General features: G+C 61.6%; 20 protein-coding genes. 8 read left to right on the top strand and 12 right to left on the bottom strand.

The window, feature by feature from the left end; all coding sequences use genetic code 11:
• Positions 1–122: 122 nt before the first annotated feature.
• Positions 123–506: a PilZ domain-containing protein gene (locus ACQK2L_RS13745; protein WP_425397592.1), complete on the bottom strand. Its 384-nt coding sequence runs from the start codon at positions 504–506 to the stop codon at positions 123–125.
• Positions 476–1,390, bottom strand: a complete 915-nt coding sequence (locus ACQK2L_RS13740) for an HD-GYP domain-containing protein (RefSeq protein WP_425397591.1) — start codon at positions 1,388–1,390, stop codon at positions 476–478. Before ACQK2L_RS13740 ends, ACQK2L_RS13745 begins: the two co-directional genes overlap by 31 nt.
• A 315-nt stretch (positions 1,391–1,705) precedes the next feature.
• On the opposite strand from ACQK2L_RS13740, the gene ACQK2L_RS13735 reads away from it, so the two are divergent.
• The 5 genes from ACQK2L_RS13735 to ACQK2L_RS13715 all read left to right on the top strand — a co-directional run bounded on the left by ACQK2L_RS13735 (position 1,706) and on the right by ACQK2L_RS13715 (position 7,200).
• Entirely contained in the window at positions 1,706–2,569 is an 864-nt protein-coding gene (locus ACQK2L_RS13735) for an NAD(+)/NADH kinase (RefSeq protein ID WP_425397590.1), read from the top strand.
• Positions 2,570–2,621: 52 nt separating this feature from the next.
• Complete coding sequence (locus ACQK2L_RS13730; RefSeq protein WP_425397589.1) at positions 2,622–3,482, top strand: hypothetical protein; 861 nt, start codon at positions 2,622–2,624, stop codon at positions 3,480–3,482.
• A 192-nt stretch (positions 3,483–3,674) separates the two neighbouring features.
• Positions 3,675–6,362: a glycoside hydrolase family 127 protein gene (locus ACQK2L_RS13725; protein WP_425397588.1), complete on the top strand. Its 2,688-nt coding sequence runs from the start codon at positions 3,675–3,677 to the stop codon at positions 6,360–6,362.
• Positions 6,363–6,409: 47 nt separating this feature from the next.
• Positions 6,410–6,988 carry an AAA family ATPase gene (locus ACQK2L_RS13720; protein WP_425397587.1) on the top strand — a complete coding sequence of 193 codons (579 nt, stop codon included), beginning with the start codon at positions 6,410–6,412 and terminating at the stop codon, positions 6,986–6,988.
• Positions 6,985–7,200, top strand: a complete 216-nt coding sequence (locus tag ACQK2L_RS13715) for a hypothetical protein (RefSeq protein ID WP_425397586.1) — start codon at positions 6,985–6,987, stop codon at positions 7,198–7,200. Before ACQK2L_RS13720 ends, ACQK2L_RS13715 begins: the two co-directional genes overlap by 4 nt.
• A gap of 3 nt (positions 7,201–7,203) precedes the next feature.
• Here the strand turns inward: ACQK2L_RS13715 and pyk are convergent, their stop codons facing one another.
• A complete protein-coding gene (gene pyk, locus ACQK2L_RS13710) occupies positions 7,204–8,685 on the bottom strand; it encodes a pyruvate kinase (RefSeq protein ID WP_425397585.1) in 1,482 nt (493 codons plus the stop codon).
• A gap of 295 nt (positions 8,686–8,980) precedes the next feature.
• Between pyk and ACQK2L_RS13705 the strand changes: the two genes are divergently transcribed.
• On the top strand, positions 8,981–9,805 hold the full coding sequence (locus ACQK2L_RS13705) for an SDR family NAD(P)-dependent oxidoreductase (RefSeq protein WP_425397584.1): 825 nt from the start codon (positions 8,981–8,983) through the stop codon (positions 9,803–9,805).
• 16 nt (positions 9,806–9,821) lie between these two features.
• On the opposite strand, the gene ACQK2L_RS13700 is transcribed toward ACQK2L_RS13705, so the two are convergent.
• The 7 genes from ACQK2L_RS13700 to guaB form a co-directional block, all read right to left on the bottom strand.
• Positions 9,822–10,139: a gamma-butyrobetaine hydroxylase-like domain-containing protein gene (locus tag ACQK2L_RS13700; protein WP_425397583.1), complete on the bottom strand. Its 318-nt coding sequence runs from the start codon at positions 10,137–10,139 to the stop codon at positions 9,822–9,824.
• An 81-nt stretch (positions 10,140–10,220) separates the two neighbouring features.
• Entirely contained in the window at positions 10,221–10,475 is a 255-nt protein-coding gene (locus ACQK2L_RS13695; RefSeq protein ID WP_425397582.1) for a ribosomal protein L7/L12, read from the bottom strand.
• A gap of 86 nt (positions 10,476–10,561) precedes the next feature.
• Positions 10,562–11,104, bottom strand: a complete 543-nt coding sequence (locus tag ACQK2L_RS13690) for a hypothetical protein (RefSeq protein WP_425397581.1) — start codon at positions 11,102–11,104, stop codon at positions 10,562–10,564.
• Positions 11,105–11,150: 46 nt separating this feature from the next.
• A complete protein-coding gene (locus tag ACQK2L_RS13685; RefSeq protein WP_425397580.1) occupies positions 11,151–11,720 on the bottom strand; it encodes a hypothetical protein in 570 nt (189 codons plus the stop codon).
• Between the two features lie 334 nt (positions 11,721–12,054).
• Positions 12,055–12,273, bottom strand: coding sequence for a hypothetical protein (locus ACQK2L_RS13680; RefSeq protein WP_425397579.1), 219 nt, complete (start codon positions 12,271–12,273; stop codon positions 12,055–12,057).
• A gap of 76 nt (positions 12,274–12,349) precedes the next feature.
• Positions 12,350–13,627: a hypothetical protein gene (locus ACQK2L_RS13675; RefSeq protein WP_425397578.1), complete on the bottom strand. Its 1,278-nt coding sequence runs from the start codon at positions 13,625–13,627 to the stop codon at positions 12,350–12,352.
• A complete protein-coding gene (guaB, locus tag ACQK2L_RS13670; protein ID WP_425397577.1) occupies positions 13,560–15,059 on the bottom strand; it encodes an IMP dehydrogenase in 1,500 nt (499 codons plus the stop codon). Before guaB ends, ACQK2L_RS13675 begins: the two co-directional genes overlap by 68 nt.
• A gap of 316 nt (positions 15,060–15,375) precedes the next feature.
• Here guaB and ACQK2L_RS13665 point away from each other — a divergent pair, with 316 nt between their 5' ends.
• Both ACQK2L_RS13665 and ACQK2L_RS13660 read left to right on the top strand, forming a co-directional pair.
• The gene (locus ACQK2L_RS13665) at positions 15,376–17,124 is read left to right on the top strand and encodes a hypothetical protein (RefSeq protein ID WP_425397576.1); all 1,749 of its coding nucleotides are present in this window, start codon (positions 15,376–15,378) and stop codon (positions 17,122–17,124) included.
• Positions 17,125–17,252: 128 nt separating this feature from the next.
• Positions 17,253–18,203 carry a universal stress protein gene (locus tag ACQK2L_RS13660; protein ID WP_425397575.1) on the top strand — a complete coding sequence of 317 codons (951 nt, stop codon included), beginning with the start codon at positions 17,253–17,255 and terminating at the stop codon, positions 18,201–18,203.
• A 26-nt stretch (positions 18,204–18,229) separates the two neighbouring features.
• Here ACQK2L_RS13660 and ACQK2L_RS13655 read toward each other — a convergent pair whose 3' ends face one another.
• A complete protein-coding gene (locus tag ACQK2L_RS13655) occupies positions 18,230–18,646 on the bottom strand; it encodes a hypothetical protein (RefSeq protein WP_425397574.1) in 417 nt (138 codons plus the stop codon).
• 81 nt (positions 18,647–18,727) lie between these two features.
• Positions 18,728–21,442 (bottom strand): cation-translocating P-type ATPase, encoded by a 2,715-nt coding sequence (locus ACQK2L_RS13650; RefSeq protein WP_425397573.1) that lies wholly within the window; start codon positions 21,440–21,442, stop codon positions 18,728–18,730.
• Between the last annotated feature and the right edge of the window lie 142 nt (positions 21,443–21,584).

Below are 21,584 nucleotides of genomic sequence, written 5' to 3'. Positions count from 1 at the left end.
GCGCCGGTGAGTTCGAATTTCACCGATAGTCGGGGGGCTCGCGACACGCACGTGCGCCTTGCGTGCGAGTGCCTCACAGTCCGTCAGCGCCGAGAAGGCGACGTCAGCGACCTTTGCACAGGTCACTCGCTCTTGCAGTATTCCGCGCCACAGCGGTAGCAGCGTTCCTCGATGCGCAAGCAGTTCTTGGTTCGCAGTCGCAGAGTTTGTCCATCCGCCAACCAGACCTGGATGTCGGACACCGGCAACAGTTGCACCGGCGCGTACAGCCCTACTCCGCTCCGCGACACGTCGGACAGGTACCCCGCCAAGAACTGGCCGTGGTACAGCAACACAGCTGGCGTACGAAGATAGATCCGGTGAAAGTTCCGCCGGCTGTCCGGCATCACCGGCATCGGCCCCTGCTTGTCGTGGTACTCTTCCACCCCTTGTGGCAGTCGCGCCCGGGCAGAGATGGAGTCCCACGCAGGCACAGTCAGTTGCAGTTGATCGCCGCCACCCAACACTTGGCCATCTCCTTTTCGAACTGGGTTCCCGCGTGGCTATCCACGTACTCCGCGGCCTCGCGCACGGTCATAGGCCTGCGATAGGGCCTGCTGCCCGTCAGGGCGTCAAACACGTCCACCACCGCGAGCAGTTTCGCCCACGGGTGAATCTCTCCACCCAAGATTCGCACCGGATAGCCCGTACCATCGATGCGTTCGTGATGCTGGTAGACCATCATTCTTTGTTCGTGCGACACATCGCTGCGTGCAGCCAGCTCTTCGTACCCACGTAGTGGGTGCGTTTGAATCTGTTTCCGCTCCTCCGGATTCAGGGGCCCGGACTTGCAAAGAATGTGCTTGGGAATCGCTCGCTTCCCGATGTCGTGCAGCATGGCCCCTGTCGCAATCTCACTCAATTCTTCGTCGTCAGAGTAACCTAGCCGCTCGGCCAGCATCACCGCATAGCCCGAAGTGTTGGTAACATGCGTGAAGGTTTGCGAATCGTGCCGAGCAATGGCGAACAGCTCATCCGGCACTAGCCCAGTGCCGGAAACCAGCGTCGAAATATGGTCGGCGAACTTTGCACTCAGATTGACGAACTGCCCCGGATCGACAACACGGAGGGTCCGTTCGACCTCGAAACTCACCGCCACTTGCAGCATCTGGTAACGATCGGCCGGCGACATCGACTCGTCGGCGACGACATCTTCGAGTGACTCCAACAGTCCGGAGCAGGCTTCGCGAAAGTCGGACGCGCGAATGCAGAGGCTGTCTCCCTTCGACTCGATTACCTCGTCCACTGTAGCCGGATCGACTTGCACATCGGCTTGGCGAAACAGCACCGGCGCAGAGGAGTCACTAGCCAGGTAAAATGCCACGGGGGCCGCAGCCAGTCGGCGCAGCATGCCTGGAGAGAGCCAGACGTAGCCTTTGGGCGCAGCTCGCCGTTGCCTTAAAGTCGTACCGCTCGCCATACCTGCCCCTACCAACCGAGTCGCAGCATCGTGGTCCCCCGCAGGGACCAGACAATCCTAGCTCAAACATTTCGAGCTGCGTCCCATTCGTGAGCCCAGGACCGGTTACAATGATTGTGCGGGCGGCGACGCCGGGGGGTGTCACCTGGCTGCCGAGGACGGTATTGCCCCATCGCCTCGGTGCCAGGACACTGGTAACCGTAACGCCGCAGCTCCCTGCACCTCCTTTCACACCGCAGAGCTTCCATGTCCTCCCACCACCGCCATCGCGCCGTTCTGGTAGCTGACGGAACCCGACCCCGGCTCTCAGGAGAGCTTGCCCGACTCGAGCCGGTGGTGGCCCAACACCTTGACGTGGTGGGCCACGTGCTGGATCTGGCCGATGGGATGATTCCCGACGAGGCGGAACTGGTGGTGGTGTTCGGCGGCGATGGCACCATGCTCCGCACTGCTCACTTGATGGGCGAGCGGCAACTTCCCGTGCTGGGCGTGAATCTAGGCAAGCTCGGCTTCCTGGCGCACATCCGCCCCGAACAGCTAGCAACCGCGCTGCCGACCATCTGCAATCACGAAGCCCGCGTGGTGGACCATCTGATGTTCGATTGCTCGCTGATGCGCGGCGGCAAAGTCGTGGAGACGGAACTGGGACTCAACGAGGCCTCGGTGCTAGCAGGGCCGCCGTTCTCGTTGATCGAGGTTCAGCTTTACGTTGACGCTGAATTGGCAACTACCTATAGTTGCGACGGCCTGATCGTCAGTACGCCGGTCGGATCGACCGCCCACAGCCTGTCAGCCGGCGGGCCGATCCTGCGGAAGGACCTGCAGGCGTTTGTGATCTCGCCCATTAGCCCCCACACCTTAACCAACCGTCCCGTGGTCGACTCGGCCGAACGCATCTACGAACTGGCCGTGCCCGAGCCCAACGAAGGAACTACACTGATCGTCGACGGCCGCCCGTTGGCAAATATTCGCTCGGGCGATCGAGTGCGTATCGCTCGTAGCAAGGCCACCTTCAAACTGCTCGGAATCCCTGACCGAGGTTACTATCGAACACTTCGCGAAAAGCTCGGGTGGGGCGGACAGTTGAGAGAAGAACCTCCCCACAGCTAGCACCCGTCTAGCACTAGTCGCAATACTCCCCTCGCGTGGAAAGGATGCCACCATGAGATTTCTAACATCGCTCGCTCTGGTTACCTTGCTCGCCGCTTGCCACACGGCACGCGCCGCGGACGACGAAAAGGTAACGCTCGCCTACAAGCTAAAGATGGGCGAAACGCTGCGATACTCCATCGACCACCGCGCCAGCGTCCGTAGCACCATCGAGGGCACCTCGCAGAAGGCCATCACGCGAAGCGAGTCGGTCAAGGTCTGGAAGGTGATGGACGTGATGCCGGACGGAGAGATGGAGTTCCAGCACATCGTCGAAAGCGTCCGCATGACCAACCAACTGCCCGACCGGGCGGAGATGGTGTACGACAGCAAGAAGGACGAGAAGGCGCCCCCCGGATTCGAAGACGCCGCCGCTGCGGTGGGCACCGTGCTGAGCATCATCCGCATGTCGCCCCGCGGCGAACTGGTTGAACGCGAAGTGAAACACGAGCAACCGGCCGCCGACACCGAAGCGCCAGTCACGCTGCTGCTGCCGGAACGACCAGTTGCCGTGGGAGACTCGTGGAACGAGCCACGCACCGTACCGGTACAAACGGCCGACGGCGCCAAGCGCGAGATCCAAACCCGCCGGCACTACGAGCTCATCAAAGTCGCGTCCGGCGTCGCGACCATTGAGGTCAGCTACCAGGTACTTTCGCCCATCGATCCGACTATCGAAGCGCAGTTGGTGCAGCGACTGATGAAGGGCACCGTGCGGTTCGACATCGATGCGGGCCGCGTGCTCAGCCAGGAGATGGAAGTCGACCAGCGCGTATTGGGCTTCGCCGGCCCCACCAGCAGCATGCACTACGTGATGCAAATGGACGAACGCCTGCTGGATGGCAAGAAGGAAGAAATCGCTTCGAAGCCGTAGTTCGACTTAGGGTTTTCCGCGACCGCACTGGGCAAGAGCACTGCGTGCCTTCTGCCACCAAGTTGCCGGTTTCAGCTAGAATGACGAGTGACTGGCCACCGGTCGGTCGGAGGTGTGAAGTCCTGCACAATTCCTGGGCAGGGGCTCGAACCACTTTCGCTCCCATTCTTGCAGCAACCGGAATCAGACAACATGCGCGCCAAGATCATGGCGATTTCTTGCACGGTCCTTACCCTCGCGGGATGGCACGGTGCATCGATGTGCAGCGGCCAAACTACCGATCCACCTCAAGGCAAGAACCTGGCGCAGTTGGCCACGTCCAGTGCGTCGTACACCTCCGGGGATACGACCCTCGCCGCGCTGAACGATGGACGCGAACTGCGCAACTCGCGCGAGCAGCCCCATAACGCCTACGGCAACTGGCCGCGTCGAGGAACCCAGTGGGTGGAGTATCGCTGGGCGAAGCCCATTTCGACCAATCGAGTGGAAGTCTATTGGTGGGCAGACGGCCGAGGAGTTGCTGAGCCCAAGGCGTGCCGACTCCTCGCGTGGGACGGCCAGCAATACGCGCCCGTGCGGGGCGCCGAGCAGATCGGCGTCCAGCGCGACCAGTACAACCGCGCCGACTTCCAACAGGTGTCGTCCGACCGTCTGCGGTTGGAGTTCGACTCCGACGACAGCGGCCACTCGACCGGCATCCTCGAGTGGCGGGTGTTTGACACTGGCGACTCTCCGGAGCTTCCGCCGATCGTAACGGGCGACGTCGATCGCATCGTGATGCTGGGCGGCAAAACCTATCTCGAAGGTTCGGTCAAGACGCTCAGCGATGATCCGCCCACTGTCGCTTGGCGGAAGAAATCGGGCCCCGGCGAAGTGCAGTTCGCGGACGCCGCCAGCTTGTCGACCTCTGCCACCTTCTCCGAGGTGGGCGAGTACGTGCTCGAACTTGCTGCTGGCAAGCCTGATGCCATGAACACGGCCGAGGTCGCCGTGCGAGTGGAACAACCGCCCACCGAACCGCCGCTGGGTGTCGTGTACACCAAACGCTATGAGATCGACAGCCCGCTGTGGAACCACCGCGCTAAGGCGATCATCACGCGTTGGATCCCGCACTGCATCGACCGCATCAACCGCCCAGACCTGGAAGAGGGAGGAATCAACAACTTCCTCGATGCGGCCAAGAAGCTGGCGGGCGAGCCGGCGCACGCGCACCGCGGCTACGTGTTCTCCAACGCCTGGGTGCATCAGACGGTGGAATCGATGTGCATCGCGCTGATGGTCGACCCGCAGGGCGACGAAGAGATCATCGCCGCGCAGCAGATGATGGAAGTCACGCTCGAAGACTGGATCCCCAAGATTCTGGCCGCGCAGGAACCAGACGGCTACCTGCAAACCGCGTTCACGTTGAACGACCGCATGCATCGCTGGACGCCTGGCAACCGCACAGGTCACGAGGGCTACGTGGCGGGCTACTTCCTCGAGTCGGCCATCAACCACTACACGCTCACCAACGGCACCGACCTGCGGCTGTACAACGCGGCGAAGAAACTCGCCGATTGCTGGGTGGCGAACATCGGCCCCGAGCCGGGCAAGCGTCCCTGGTACGACGAGCACCAGGAGTTGGAGCAGGCGCTGGTGCGATTCGGCCGCTTTGTCAACGACATGGAAGGCGACGGCGCCGGCGACAACTACATCGCGCTGGCCAAGTTCCTGCTCGACAATCGTGGTGGCGGCGCAGAGTACGACCAAAGCCACCGACCAGTGCAACAGCAGTACGAGGCTGTGGGACACGCGGTGCGGGCGGTTTATTCGTACTCCGCCATGGCCGACGTCGCCACCGAGACCGGCGACCTCGACTACCGCTCGGCGGTGATGTCGCTGTGGGACAACATTGTCAACCGCAAGTACTACCTCACCGGCGGTATTGGCAGCGGCGAGACCTCCGAAGGGTTCGGCGAGGATTTTTCGCTGCCCAATCGCGGGTACTGCGAGTCGTGCTCCAGTTGCGGCGAGATCTTCTTCCAGTACAAGTTGCACCTGTCGTACCACGACGCCAAGTATGTCGACTTGTACGAGGAGACGTTCTACAACGCATTGCTCGGCTCGCTCGAACTCTCGGGCAGCAATTTCTACTACCAGAATCCGCTCACCGAGGCCTCGCCGCGTTACCCGTGGCACGTCTGCCCCTGCTGTGTGGGCAATATCCCGCGGACGTTGCTGATGCTGCCGACGTGGACCTATACAACCGATGGCGAGGGTGTCTACGTCAATCTGTACATTGGCGGCACCACGCAAATCGAAGGAGTTGGTGGCGGACTCGAATTGGTGCAGCAGACCGACTATCCGTGGAGCGGTAACGTGAAGCTGCTCGTGAACCCCAGCGAGCCAACCACAATGAAGATCCGCCTGCGCTCGCCAAGCCGTAGCGTCAGCGAACTGTACCAGAGCACTCCGCAGGCCGATGGCGTGATAGCGGTAAAGGTCAACGGCCAAGCGGTCGAGGCCGATACCCGCGGCGGCTATGTGGTCATCGATCGCACCTGGCAACGCGGCGACGAGATCGAACTCACGCTGCCGATGACGCCGCAGCGCGTGAAGTGCGACCTGCGCGTCGCGGCCAACCGCGGACGCGTCGCCTTGCGCTACGGGCCACTGGTCTACAGCATCGAGACCGTCGACGGCAACAATCTGGACGGCTTGCTGCCGCCGGACGCCGAAATTACCACCGAATGGCGCCCTGACCTGCTGGGTGGTGTGACCGTGATCAAAAGCCAATTCGCCGATGGAACTCCGCTGCTGGCCGTGCCCAACTATGCTCGGAACAACCGACAACCGCAGCAGGGAAGGAATCGATCGATTGTTTGGATTCGCGACCAGTGAGCAGCGCCCTTTCCTTGTTAGTCCTGACTACAAAGCATGAATAGGTTATGGCGAAAGAGCTGGTGATCGTCGGCGGTGCCAATGGAACGGGGAAGACAACGTTCGCTCTGGAATACGTCACGCAGCATGGCGCTGAGTACCTAAGCGCTGATTCGATTGCCGCGGAGATTTCGGCGGACGACCCAACCAGCGCTCGCTTCCAGGCAGGGCGGCGATTCGTCACGCTGCTCGGTGAGCGCGTACGCGGCACAGAGTCGGTATTGATCGAGACCACACTGTCAGGTGTTGCTCTCCGCAAGCAGATCAAGCAAGCCGCGCGTGCGGGATTCGTGATCTCGATCTTCTATCTGTTTGTCGACTCTCCGGAGACCTGCATCGAGCGAGTCGCTCATCGCGTACGGATGGGTGGCCATCACGTACCGGAGATAGATATACGCCGGCGATTCAATCGCAGTATCAACAACTTCTGGAATATCTATCGCGATATGGCCGATAATTGGGTCGTCGTCTATAATAGTGCTGAAGGTCCTCTTGACGTTGCTACGGGATCGGATGCAGGGACTAGCGTCCGGGACGAGGACAATTTCCAGACGTTTTTGCGGCTACTCCAGTTGAGCAATCTATGAACGGTAATTCAGTTCTCAGCGCAGAAACGTACGCCAAGATCGACGACTTCATGCGAATTGCACGTACCGCAGTTGTCAAGGCACAACAAGAGTCCCGGCGGCGTGGAGTTCCCAACGTCTACTCAATCAACGGCCGGATCTACTACGAGTTGCCCAACGGCGAGTTGTCGCTCGAAGATCCGTATCCGAAATCACAAAAGAACGCCGAGTAGCGTTCATTCCCCTTCGACTTCGTGCACCACGACCACGTCGTGCACACCGCTGGCCATTTGGTCGCCATCGGGGCCGGCTGCCAGATGCGAGCCGCCGACGATCACAATCTTGTCGCCTCGTTTGGCGCCGCAGATGGTGCGCGACCATTCGTCGGCGTGGCGGATCAGTTGCTGCATGTCGCACGCGGGTGCACCGCGCAGCGGGGTGACGCCCCAGTAGAGGCTCATCTTTCGCAGCGTCGACTCCTTGGTGCTAACGCCAATCGTGGGCACCAAGTTGCGGTGCTGGGAGAGCGCGAGCGCGGTGCCTCCCGAGTGACTGGCGACCACGATGGTTTTGGCCTGCAACTGGGTGGCCATCAATCCCGCACCGCTGACCACCGCGCGGGTCACGTCATGCTGCGTGGCGTACTCGTCGCGATCGGCGTCGCGCTGCAACAGGGTCGGAATGGCATCTTCGGTGGCATGGGCGATGCTGTTCATCATCTCCACGGCTTTCACTGGGTGCTTGCCAATGGCAGTCTCGCCCGACAGCATGCAGGCGTCGGCGCCGTCGAGCACGGCGTTCGCCACGTCGGTCACTTCGGCGCGGGTGGGGCGAGTCGACTCGTGCATGCTTTCTAGCATTTGGGTCGCGATGATCACTGGTTTTTCGTAGCGGTGGCAAACGCGGATGATCCGCTTTTGCTGCACCGGCATTTCGGCCACGTTGATTTCGACGCCCAAATCACCACGGGCGACCATCACCGCGTCGCTGACCGAAACGATCTCTTCCAGCCGGTCGAGTGCTTCACGCTTTTCGATCTTCGCTACCACGTCGGCCTGCGAGCCCGCCGACTTGAGGATGTCCTTCAAGGCTTTCACTTCGTCCGGCGCGCGGACGAAGCTCAGGCTCACAAAGTCGACCTTGGCTTTGGCGGCCCAAATGGCGTGCATGTGGTCGGTAACGCTGATCGCCGGCGCGCTGAGCTTTACGCCCGGCAGGTTGATTCCTTGCCGCGACCGGACATCGCCCGGTTGCGTCACTACGGCCTTCACGCGTCCTGGTTTGACGTCGACCACGCGCATGATCACGGTTCCATCGGCCAACATGACGTTGTCGCCTTTGGAAAGCTCGGAGGTGAGCGGCTCGTAGGTGCTGGTGAGCTCGTTCGGCCCGCCGGGCTCGTCGCCTTCGACGAACGTGTACTCGTCGCCTCGTTCGCAGTGAATACAGCCGTCGGCCACTTCGCCCAAACGAATCTTGGGCCCCGCCAGGTCGGCCAGGATGGCCACCGGCTGGTTGAGTTCTTCGCTCACCTGGCGGATCGTGTCGACCGTGGGCTGCTTTTCTTCCGGACCTCCGTGCGCCATGTTCAGTCGAAATACGTTGACGCCGGCCTGGACGAGTTCGGTGATCCGCTCGCGGGACTCGGAGGCTGGACCAACGGTGGCGACGATCTTCGTGTACGCCCGTTGGCGAATATCTTGTGGCTGCGCTGTCATGGAGTCCTTTTGTGCTGTAACTCGAAAAATCGAAAGGGCTGTTCCGCGTAACTCAAGAATAGCTTCCTCCTAACTTCCCTCTCCCCCTTGCTGGGAGAGGCTAGGAGAGGGGGTCAATAAAAACTGCGGAAGCTACTCTTGAGTCTCCACCTAGCGGCTCGCGTGGGCCCCTATTCTGACGGCAACCGGCGATGCTGGGAATAAGGGTGCCGAGAGTCGCCACGACGGGCCTCGCGACTGCCCGCACGCTGGACTAAAATAGCACTTTGGCTCGATCCTGCTCTCGGCAAGCGACATGCCCTCTTCGAACGACTACTGGAAGAACAAAGCCTGCCTGGTGACCGGGGGATCGGCCGGACTGGGGCTGGTACTCGCCGAAACGCTCGTCCGGCACGGCGCCCGAGTGGTGATCAACGCCCGCGATCGCGAACGTCTTGTCGATGCAGTGGCGAAACTCAAAGACTTGGGCGGCGAAGCGGCCGGCGTGATGGGCGACATTGCCGAGGTGGGTTTTGCCCAGCAACTGGTGACCGACACGGTCGACTCGCTGCAGGGGCTCGACTTCGTGTGCCACGCCGCCGGACGATCGATGCGGGGCGAGTTGGCCAGCACTAGTCGCGAGGACTTCGAGGCCCTGTGGCGGGTCAACACGCTGGCTGCGTTCGAACTCGCTCGAGCGGCCACCGAGCCACTCACCACCAGTCGCGGACACCTGGTGCTGATTGGTTCGCTGGCCTCGCGTGTGTCGCCGCGCTTCCTGGGCGCGTACTCCGAGAGCAAGTTCCCGCTCACCGCCATGGCGCAGCAACTGCGACTCGAACGCGGCCCCGCCGGGCTGCATACGCTATTAGTATGCCCAGGACCGATCGCCCGCACCGACGAGGTGTCGAGCGACCGCTATGAGGCCGCCGAGCAAGGCCTACCCGACGCAGCCACCAAGCCGGGCGGCGGAGCGAAGGTCTCGGCGCTTGATCCCGAGAAGCTCTGCGAGCGCATTCTTGCGGCATGCGAGGCGCGGAAGGCAGAACTCGTGATGCCGGGCCGCGCACGACTATTGTTCGTGCTGAACCAAATTTCGCCGAAGCTAGGCGACTGGCTGCTGCGCAAGATGAGTGGGTGAGAGCGCTAGGGCGGGGTTAGCTGATTTGTGTGCCCAACTCGCGCAGCAGGTCCAGTGTGTAGAGACCGCTGTTGTGGCCGTCGCTGAACGAGATGTTGTAGGCGTAGTTGCCCGTCGGCCGCATGCCGGCAATCGCGAGCGGCGCGCCCGCTCCCGGCGGTAGTACCGGCAGTACGTTGTCGGGCGGTGGCGGTGCGTTGCGTTTCTCGCGACACGTGGCGCAAGGGCACGCGTCGCGCAGTTCGCGGACCGTGTACTCGCGCACGGTGTCGTCCGACCAGGTGATTCTCAACTGATCGTCAGTAGGCTTTTCGAGTTTTGTGGGAGTGGTCATCTTCTTCAAATGGCGAGCTGCGAGCGTCAGCGACCGGAGTTAGAACGTGGATATCGCAATTTGGACTCGCTGTTTCTTCCGCTAAGCAACGCACCACCAAACAGCTCCGCCGAGCGTTACCGCAAACAACAGCACCGCGGCGCCGCATCCGGCTGACTTGTCGGGCAGCCGACCGGGGTACTTCTCACGCAGGCTGTCGGTCAGTGTCTCGATGAAGTCCTTGGCTTCCTTAAGCCCCTCGCCGGTCGCGTCGCGATAGAGCTTGATGGCTTCGATCTTACGGCCTGCGAAGATGGCTTCGTTAATCTGGTCGCGTTTCTCATCGGTAAGCGGCATGTCGATCGGCTCCTGGTTGGACGCAACCACACATAGCGAGTGTTGGTGGATTGTTGCCGAAGCTCGCAGCGATGGTCAAGGTGAGGCTAGCACTCTTTGTTGTCCTGCCGCGCGGCGCCAGCGACGATCCAGCGGATGGTGAAGTGCAACAGCGCACCAACGACTCCGGTACCACCCGTCACCACCATCCAGGGCACATAAGGAAAGTTCTGGGAGTCGAATACTACGAAGGCCATGATTATCTCGCCCGCGGCAAAGAACGTGCCCACCAAGAGCAAGGGTTCCACGACCGCCAGATAGACAAAGCGGCGTGCGGCGTCCTCAATATTGAGGTCGGACAGCAGTGAGATCGAGCGCCACCACGCGTGGGCGAAGACCGGAACCAAGATTCCTCCGAACAGCAACATCCCGGACCGCGGCAGCTCAAATAGCCTCCAAACCATGGAAAGAATCGCAAGCGGCGGCAACACTGCCACAAATAACGCCAGGAAGTCGCCCATCGAATAACGGCGCGTCGACGACTCCCAGCCTTCCGCAGCCCTGTACATTTTGGAGGCGGTGGTAAGCGCAGCGATCCAGCCCACCATCATCAAGAACAAGACCAGCAACGAAACGGCGATCATAGTCATGCTGTGATGATACCAAGAACCAAGGTATCGCATGGTGATGTAGGGTTCAGTCGACTTCGTCCTCCGATGGCGGCTTGGGATGCAGTCGTTCGCTCCCCGCACGGACCCAATCGCAAGCCAGGCTATATACAACCGCCGCCACGGTGTAGACGAGCATACCGCCGAACGCGCGGGTGGCTAACTGTAACTCGGCGTTCCATGCCATCGGCAGGGCCATGAGCAAGGCCGCTCCTCCCGCCGGGATTAGTCCCATGCCAAGCGGCTGCAACAAGCCCAGGAACACCGCGCGCCGCACGGTGCTGTTGACTTCGATGGCCGAGAGCGCCGCGACGCCCCACCACCAGATACCCGCATAAACCGCAGCGTATAAGATACCAACCACCCAGAATCCTGGGTTCGGAGTCGTACCGGTGCGCACAAACAGCGTGAGCAGCAGCAACGGAATCTGCATCATCAGGAACAGCGACATGAAGTCGACCAACTGAAAACGCGGCCGCGACGTCTCAGGCCACGCGATACCGCGCGTGATGTCGATGCTGCAGATGGCCCGCCAACTGCCGTACAGCGCAGCCGCGCCGGCTGGGATCATTAGGAATCGGATCAAGAACTCAGTCATGGAACTCAGCTTGAGGATCAGACTTCTCTACTCTTACGCCAGAGTGCACGTAACGGATGCCGCGTCCCAACAAGCCTCCCACGGCAGCCAATGAAAGTGCAACTGCTAACCAGATTCCCAGCGGAGGATCCTGGGCGCTCAACAACGATAGAGAGCCCAACAGAAACACGGCTGCAATGGGTGCGGCTCCCAACATGGTTGGGAAGAGAATACCGAGGAACAGCGCTCGACGCACGGCATCATGGACTGCCAGATTGCTCAACAGCCTCACGGCCTGCCACCACAAAGTGAGGAAGGCGAGCAACAGGGGGACTCCGAGCCCAAGCACTGTTGGTCACGGCGGCCAACCAGTGCGAGCGGCTACCGAGAGGAACACCAACGCCGGCGCGAGCGCTACGAAGAGCGCCAGGAAGTCGATGAGTTGCACGCGAGTAGGGCCGCCGTTCCTTCTGACCGACTCGCGGCGAAAAAACACAGTGAGTGCTCGGAACGCAAATCCCCAAGCCGCTGCAATGGCAGCAAAGGCCGCAATCGACACCAGCACCTTGCTCATACTTCGGCCCTACACCGGAACGAAAAGTTCCGATTGTAGCAGAACCGTGGCAAGTGCGCGTCGCCGAAGCGGATCGCTACGGCAGGAACGCCGCGGTGCCTACGGTGGCCCCAGCCTGGAATGCAGCGGCTCGCCAAGTGAACGGCACCGCTGGAATCATGTACGGAGCGCAGTTGCCCGGACGATAGTGGCCCAATGGGTAGATGCACTCGTTGGGTGGCGTGATGCCCATGCAGTACGGCAGTACTGGCAGTCGGGTGAAGAAGTGAGCACCCGAAACCAAGGGCTGCACGCACGGTCCCCAGGAGTGACCGTAGCGTTCGAGTTGCACTTGCTCGAAGTACAGCGGCTTGTGGCAGTTGCCCGCTGCCTTCCACATGTAGGTGACCTCTGCCCAATGGCGACCCTCGTACACCAAGCCGTTGTCCAGTACGCACTCGAAGGGATACTGCTCGCCCTCGGTGCCTTGTTGCCGGATGCTCAGATCGATCTCGGAGATTACGTCGTCGAAGACGCGTTTGCGAGCATCTTCGCAATTCTCGTGCGACCGCTCGCGTTCTCGATTGTAATTGGCCTGCTGTTGCGGACTCATCTTCGAGAAATCAAAATCCCTTTCAGGAGTTGTCTGCCCGGGGCGGAACACTGGATCTGGACGGGTCGGTGCAGTCGGCAAATCGTCCTGGCCATTGATGGGCATCGTCGGCTCGGGCATATCCTCGATCGCTCCCGGCTCGGGCGGTTCGGGCAACGGGCCGGCATCCAGATCGATCTCGGGCATGTCGTCCGGCTGCTGAGGATCTTGTCCGAAAGGCAAATCGATGCCACGAGTGATCTCGTCGTCGTCATCGCCGAATGGATTCTGCGCCACGTGGTTGGAGATCGCGGGGCCGCCATACTTCGGATCGCGGGGGTGAACTACCACGCTCCGTAAGCTAGCCGCGCCGGAGGCCGAGACCGATGGCGATTCGATCTCCTCGTAGGCCACTTGCATCACCGCATAGCCGTTGGCGTCGGGCTTGGCGGCGGAGAGACGTTGCACGGGAAGATTAGTCGCCGACGGTGCGGACTTGGTCGAAGGAGTACCAGCGGCGCGCCACTGGAGTGGTGCCGGTTCGCCGCCGAACGACTGCAGGGCGGTTACCAACAGCACCAGCGTGGCAAGCAGTGCTGCCGGCAGCCACGTGGTGTCGTTGTAAGAAGAGCGATGCAAGGCAAGGGACGACGGTCCATGATCGTCCACGGCCGATGGTCCATCCGTTCCCACCAGCACATCAAGGCGAGCGAGATCAGGTCGATTCTCCGCCTTGGTATTCGGTGGTGTAGTTTGGTGCTTCTTGCGTGATGGCGATGTCATGCGGATGGCTCTCCCTAACACTTGCCGGTGTTACCCGGACGAACTGCGTTTCCTTACGCAATTCCGCGATGGTCCTAGTGCCACAGTACCCCATGCCGGCACGCAACCCGCCCACCAATTGGTAGACGAATGGCCCCAGCGGACCCTTGTATGGCACTCTTCCCTCAACTCCCTCTGGCACCAATTTGCCGTTGCCGGTGCCGTCGTCGTCATCGACGTCGGCTTGGCGGTATCGTTCTTTCGAACCATGCACCATGGCGCCCAGCGACCCCATGCCGCGATACGCTTTGTAGGTGCGTCCCTGGTACAGCACTCGCTGCCCGGGGCTTTCGTCCAGACCGGCGAGCAATCCGCCAATCATCACAACGTGGGCCCCAGCGGCGATGGCTTTGGAAATATCTCCCGAGTAACGAATTCCCCCATCGGCGACAATGGTCACGCCGGAACCTTCGGCGGCCCGCGCCGCCTCACTGATGGCGGTTATCTGCGGTACACCAATGCCCGAGATGATTCGCGTGGTGCAAATCGAACCGGGTCCAATGCCAACTTTCACGGCGTCGGCCCCGGCTTCCATCAGGTCGCGACAACCCTCGTAGGTCGCAACATTGCCTGCCACTACGTCGATGTCATGTCGGCTCTTAATCTGTTTTACGGTCTCTATGACGTTGCCGGAATGACCGTGTGCGCTGTCGACCACCAGGAAGTCGACTTCCTTGGCGATCAGGCTCTCGACGCGTTCGAAATCGAACACGCCCACGGCCGCCCCCACCCTCAACCGACCCTGAGCGTCCTTCACCGCGTGGGGGAAGCGCCGCATCATGTCGATGTCTTTGATGGTAATCAGGCCTGTCAGTCTGTAATCTTCGTCAACCAGCAGAAGTTTCTCGACCTTTTTTGCCATCAAAATCTTCTCAGCTTCCTCAAGCGTCACAGTCCCGGTGGCTGTGACCAGCGCCTCTTTGGTCATTACGTCGGCGATGGGCAGTTCGTCGCCTTCGAGAAACCGCATGTCGCGGCGAGTGAGAATGCCGACCAAAGTGCCATCGGGCTTGGTGATGGGTACGCCAGAGACGTTCGATTGCGACATCGTTTCGCGGGCGGTGGCAACGCTAGCATCGGGCGGCAGGGTCACCGGGTCGACGATGATACCGTTGGCCGAGCGCTTCACCTTGTCGACCTCTTCGGTCTGCAGTTCGATCGACAGATTCTTGTGAATCACGCCTAAACCGCCAACCTGCGCCAGTCCAATCGCCATCTGGTGCTCGGTAACCGTGTCCATCGGCGAGGAGAGCAGCGGCACATTCAGCTTGATACGGCTGGTAAGCTGCGTGGAGACGTCCACCTCGCTGGGCACCACTTCGCTGTAACGAGGCTGGATCAGCACGTCGTCAAACGTCAGTCCGGTAATGGCGATCTTCTCGGCACTGGTCATGGGGCACTCCGCTGGGTGATAGGTAATCTGCTATTTTGCCGAGTCTTGCGGGAATCTTGCAAGTGACCGGCGGACCACACACAACCCAGGCCGGAAGACTTGCACCCGCGAAAAATTCGTAGAGCAGCGTCCGCGACATGCCGAGAAAGCCCAAAACGGGGTGTATTCCCCGCAAGTTCTGGTTCGGGCACTGACGGTGCATCACGGATTCCATGCAGCCAGGCGGGTCACTGGCCGAGGCGGAAACCTCGGTCGACAACCGTCCCCCTGCATACCCCCCGAACCGGGATTGAGCCCCCCATCGAGGTCCCCGCCTATGAATTGTCCAGCTGCCCTGCGGTGGTCCCTGCCACTGGCTGGCGTGTCCGTCGTGTCGATGGCGCTTGCGCAGTTAGCGTTTAGCCAATCGTCCCAAGTTGCCATCCAGCCGGGTGAAACCTCGGTGCTGGTTTCCATCAAGCGACTCAACCAGCCAGCCGTCGACCTCCGCGTCGCCCAGGCGCCAACTTCGCGGAAGGTGCCGGCTCAGCTGGTGGGCAACCAGTTGGACGGGGCGCGAGCACTCGAGGAAGGGCCTGTGCACGAAGCGTTTGCCGAGCCGGTCTCGGCAAACGCCCAGCAGGGCGAGGTCGTCGCCCAGCAGCCGCCGCAACCAATCGACGAGACATCCCCCGAGTATCGGCCCGACCGCGCGAACATCGATTGGATCCCTGGCTACTGGGCGTGGCTCGCGGAGCGTAGCGACTTTGTGTGGGTCAGCGGGCTGTGGCGAGCCATCCCGCCAGGCCGCGCGTGGACGCCCGGACATTGGACCGAGGTGGATGGCGGCCACCTGTGGGTGAGCGGCTTCTGGAGCGATGTGGAGGACCAGCAGGTGCAGTACCTGCCCTACCCTCCGGAGTCGCTCGAGCAAGGCCCTTCGAGTGCCGCACCGAGCGATAGCCACTTCTGGATTCCAGGGTGTTGGAAATGGGAGGATCAACGCTATGCCTGGCGGCCCGGCTACTGGTCCCCCGGCCACCAAGGCTGGACATGGGTGCCCGACCACTACGTCTACACGCCCAGCGGCGCGGTGCTGGTGAGCGGCTACTGGGACTATCCGCTTCAGCAGCGCGGGTGGCTGTACGCGCCAGTCGCTTGGACCAGCGGCTACAAAACAGGCGACGCGTACACGCCTAGCCGAGTGGTCAACACCTCGTCGCTGCTTGGTTCGCTGTTCATCGACAACGATCATGGGCACTACTACTACGGCCGCGGCTATGCCAACCGCGACCGCTATCACCCCTGGTACGACAGCGGACATCGCAGCTACTACAGTCCGTTCTTCGGTTTCTATGCGTGGCAATACGGCCGCGACAGCGACCAATGGAAGCACCGCTTCGACGACGAGCAACACGGCGCAGCCGCGTCACCGGCGCTAGTCGGTACGGTGGTCCAAATGCAGCCGAGCCAAGATTTCGACCCCCGCGGCCGGTGGAATAGCGACTTCCGCAAACTGACCGACGACGAGCGGCGCAACGTGGTGGACCGCTCGCGAAAGATGGAACAGTTCCGTAGCGCGCGATCCGAGTACGAGTCGCAGCAGCGGCTTGATCCCAATGCACACCTCACTCGGTACTTCGACGATGCCGGCCATCCGCGCGGAGCCTACTCCTACGTAGTCAACGACTACGAGCCATCGGCTTTTCGGCTGAAGAACTCCTCCGCAGCGGAGGAGTTGCGACATCAAGCGCGAAATCAACACGAACTGTACCGCCAGCAGGTCGACCAGTTCAATGCCGACCATCGCAATCAGTTCCGGCAACCACGAGAAGAGTCCGACCGCCTGCGGGACAACTTCAAGCGTCAGGTCGACGAGCTTCACAAACAACAACTGCACGATCACAACCGAGTGCAAGACCAGATTGACCAGCAACACGAGATGATCGGCGAGATGAAGGTGGAGCAGCGCAACCGCATCCGAGAGATGCAGAGCGAGAGTCACCGGCGCACCGCCAGACCGCATGAGGAGCAGATCGAACTCGACCATGAAGCCCATGGCAGCTTTGGACGTCGCGGTCCCTAGTCAGCATCTGTTGCCCGTGGCCATGAAACCATGCTCGTCCGCTCCCAAGCAGGACTTGCCAAGAATTTGGCCTTACGGAAAATTAAAGGTAGTGCCACGACTGTTCCTTACGTCCTCGCGAGTTCATCATGCCCCAATGGTACAATATCCTAGTCGGCGTAGATCTGTCCCATGGAGACTGGAGAGCCACCCCAGGTGGGGAAACTCCTTCTCAATTTGCTTGCGATCGGGCCATTGCGTTGGCGGCGGCACTGAACAACCGCGGAGGTGAGCCCGCCAAGATTCACTTCCTCACCGCGCTCGACCTCGACGAACGAACGCAGCGTCTGATCGCGGAAGCACATGACGACGAGTCGACCGTGGTCCGCGCAGCTGAAGAGGCCATGCGGCACCATGTGGCCGCAGCCGCCGACGCAGGCGTGATGGCCGACAGCGAAGTTGTACTAGGTCGACCTCGAGTCGAGATGCTCAAATACGCTACCGAGCAACTTCCCGATGTGGTCATCGTCGGCAGTCGAGGCCATAGCTTGCTTGGAGGCCGGTTAGTGGGCAGTACGGCCTTCTCGCTGATGGGCTCGAGCCCCTGCCCGGTATGCATCGCCAAGCAACGCCCTAGTCCCGTGGTGGATCGCATTCTGATTGGCACCAATTTCACACCCGTGTGCAATCGATTGGTCGACTTGGGAATCAGGCTAGCCAGACTCTTCGACGCTGAACTGCACATCACGCACGTGTTGGAACCAGTCAAACGATCCTTCCTTCAATTCAGCGCCGTGTCGGACGAGGCCGTGGATTCCGCGAACAACAACGCACGCACCACGGCGCAGGCGAAGCTCGATGAAATCGCCGCCCGTGACGATGCCGCCGCGCTGTCGCCGAAACTGGTCACGCACATCGAAGAAGGGGTCGCCAGCGATGTCGTGTTCCGGCAGTCCAAGGAACTCGATATCGACTTGCTGATGCTTGGCACCGTGACCCAAAGCGGGATGTCCAGCATGCTGTTCGGTTCGACAGCTCAGAAACTCTTGCCTACGCTGGAATGCTCGCTGCTGACGATGCGGCCCGATCCGGCGGAGTAGGCCAAGCATCGAAGATCCCGCGAAGGTTAGAACACGTACTGCGCGTCGTCCGTCTGGATGCGGATGACACCGGTGAAGAAGATGCGCAGCTTCGACTCACGGGGTTTGCCTTCCGGTTGGTCGGTCTCGACGAAGAAGTGAATGTTCTCGTCATCGTCGATTTCCCAGGTGCCTTCGATCTTCTCCGACTTGGCGTCCTCGCCGAGCATCACCAGGAGCAAGTCTGGGGGGATGTCTGTCCCCTCCAGCACAAAGCGGTCTTTCTCGAACGCCCACTGGAAGGCCCCGTCGTCCTGGCCGGTGCGATTGGCGCACTTCTTACCAATCAGTTCCGCCTCCGTCACCGGCGGGTAATTGCCTCCTGTGCTGGACGTGCTACCAAGGGGACCACAACCCACCACTATCGAAACGGACATCAGGACGGCAAGACAGGTGCGTAGCATGATTCGTTTTCCCTTTTTGTTTTGGCTGCTAACTGGCGACAGGAGATGGACGAGCCAGCCGCCCAAGAAGTTCCAGCTATTTCAGCTTTTTGGCCTGGCGTCCAGCGGGTGTCGCCGCCGCCACCATTTGTGCAGTTCCATCACCACCATCAGACTGGCCGCCAGTGAGAAGAGCACCAGGCACTGCTGGAGGGTCACCGGTGCGACGCCCAGCACGTTTTGGGTTGGCCCCCAGTGCATGGCCAGCACGTGCAGGCCGATCGCCAGGGCGGAGCCAACCAGCAGCAGTGGATTCGACCAGGGTGGTTTTCGTAGCGCTGAAGTCGTCTCCGAGCGGCAGTTGCCGATGTGAACGATCTCGAACAATACCATCAGTAGCAACAGCGCGTTGCGGGCGTCGAACTCGCTCCAGCCGGCCACCTCGATCATGTAGGCAAACGCGGCGAAGCCAACCACGGCCATGGTGATTGCCGCCAGGATGGTACGCTCGATCATCAAGCGATTGAATATCGATTCGCCCGGCGGGCGAGGTCGCCGGCGGAGCACGCCGGGCTCGCCGGGTTCGAAGGCCAGCGCCACGTCCTGAATGCCATTGGTCACCAGATTGAGCCACAGCAACTGCGCCGGCAGCAGCGGCAGGATCGCCGCGCCGGTTTCCGTAGCAGGCCAGCCGCTCAGCATAGCGAACCCCAGCATCACCACCTCGGCGGCGCCCGTGGAAATGAGTAGATAGATCACGTTGCGAATGTTGTCGTACGCGATGCGGCCTTCCTCGACGCCGGCGACGATCGTGGCGAAGTTGTCGTCGGTCACCACCAGTTCGGCCGCTTCGCGCGCCACGTCGGTGCCGCTACGGCCCATCGCAACGCCGATGTTCGCCTGACGCAGCGCTGGCGCGTCGTTCACTCCGTCGCCAGTCACGGCGACGTAATGCCCTGCAGCCCGCGCCGCTTCCACCAGCTCGAGCTTCTGTCGCGGCGTGGTTCGCGCGAACACTCGCGCCCGCTGCACCAGTTCTTGCAGCTCGTCAGGCGTGCATCCGTTGAGTTGGCTGCCAGTGACAACCTGGTCGGGCTGGTCGGCCAAGTCGAGATCGCGAGCGATGGCGAGCGCGGTAACTGGGTGGTCGCCAGTGATCATGGAAACTTCAATGCCCGCGGCGCGGCTGGCGGCCACCGCTTCGCGAACGCCCGGCCGCAGGGGATCGATCATGCCGACAAAGCCCAGGAACTCCAGCCCGGTGGGATCGGCCGGCGCCGCCGACTCGCTTACATCGGCTGCCGGACCGATTGCCAGAGCGAGCACCCGATAGCCTTGCCCGGCCAGCGCGTCGGCTCGCGCCAGAAGGGCGGTACGCTGATTTGAATCGACATCGCACATGTCGAGCACTCGCTCCGGCGCGCCTTTCACACTGGCGACGATCTCTTCGCCCAGACGATTGAAGCTGGCCGCGAATTGGCGTTCCGCCTCGAAGGCGATGTCGTTCACCTGAGGAGCCTCGGCAAGCGTCGCCGCGCGAACGACTCCCAGTTTGTGCGCCAGCGACAGCAAGGCAATGTCCGTCGGGTCGCCCCGCCATGTCCAAGAGTCGTCTCGCTCGTACAAATCGGCTTCGTTGCACAGCACGGCCGTGCGCGCAAGTGCCAGCAAGGCGGAGTCACCGGTTGGTTGAACGGGCTCGCCGCCCGAAAGCACCTCGCCTTCAGGCGCAAAGCCCTCGCCGGTCACTTCCAGTTGCGTTCCATCCGCGAGTTCGACAACGCGGGCGGTCAGTTCGTTGCAGGTGAGCGTGCCGGTCTTGTCGCTGGCAATCAGAGTGCAACTACCGAGCCCCTCAACAGCCGCCAGGCGGCGGACAATCACGCCGCGCTTCGCCATGCGGGTGGTGGCCACCGCTAGCGCGACCGTTAGCGCCACGGGCAGTCCCTCGGGGATGGCCGACACGGCCAACGCCACGGCAAACATGAACACGTGCGTTGCACCGTAGCCACGCCACAGCACGCCCACCACCGCGATCACAACCACTGCCACGACCATGCACCAGGCGACCACGCGAGTGAACTCGGCCATGCGGTCCAACAGTGGCGGCCGCCCGCCCGTTCTGCTGGTAACGTCGAGCGCAAGCTGCCCTACGCTGGTCGCCGAGCCCGTAGCAATCACCACTCCTTCGGCACGGCCTCGCTGCACCATCGAACCAGCGAAAGCCATGTTGTTGCGATCGGCCATTGGCGTCGCAGCCTCGCACACACTGTCGGCGTCCTTCGTCACGGCCAGCGACTCGCCTGTGAGCAAAGACTCGTCGATCTCCAACCCGTGCGAAGTCGTCAACCGAAGGTCGGCGGGCACGCGATTGCCGGACTCCAGCCACACCACGTCGCCCGGCACGACGTCCTGGCCGTCGATTTCGCACATTTCGCCATCGCGAAGCACCGTGGCGCGAATCTGAAGCAACTGCTGCAGCGCGCGGCTGCTGCGTTCGGCCTTCCATTCCTGGAACCCGCCGATCAATGCGTTGAGCACCAGCACAATGGCGATGAACGCCGCGTCGGTCGGCTCGTCGGGATGCATGACGAGCGACACCACCGCAGCCACGAAGAGAATAAGTATCAGCGGACTGGCGAATTGCCTGGCGGCGATCCGCCACACCGGTGTGGGGCGTGCCTGCGGCAGGCGGTTGGGCCCCGACTGCTCGAGTCGCTTAGCGGCTTCGGCCGAGGAGAGCCCCGTCCGCGCGACGTCGAACGCCTCCCGCACTTCGGCGATTGTCGCCGCGTGCCAGGCGTGTCGAGGCGTCATTTGCTTGTGGGCCGCCATGCGAAGGTCAGTCGTACGAGACGAACAGCAGGTCTCATTATAGATTTGAAGTCCGTAACGTTACAATCTGCGAAACGTGTGGGAACTTGTCAGCAAGTGGCTACGTCCAATCGGAGTGGCGCAG

This window comes from Aeoliella sp., assembly GCF_965227375.1.
Lineage (GTDB): Bacteria > Planctomycetota > Planctomycetia > Pirellulales > Lacipirellulaceae > Aeoliella.
The sequence above is the reverse complement of the archived record's forward strand: the minus strand, read 5'-3'. Positions and strand labels throughout refer to the sequence as shown.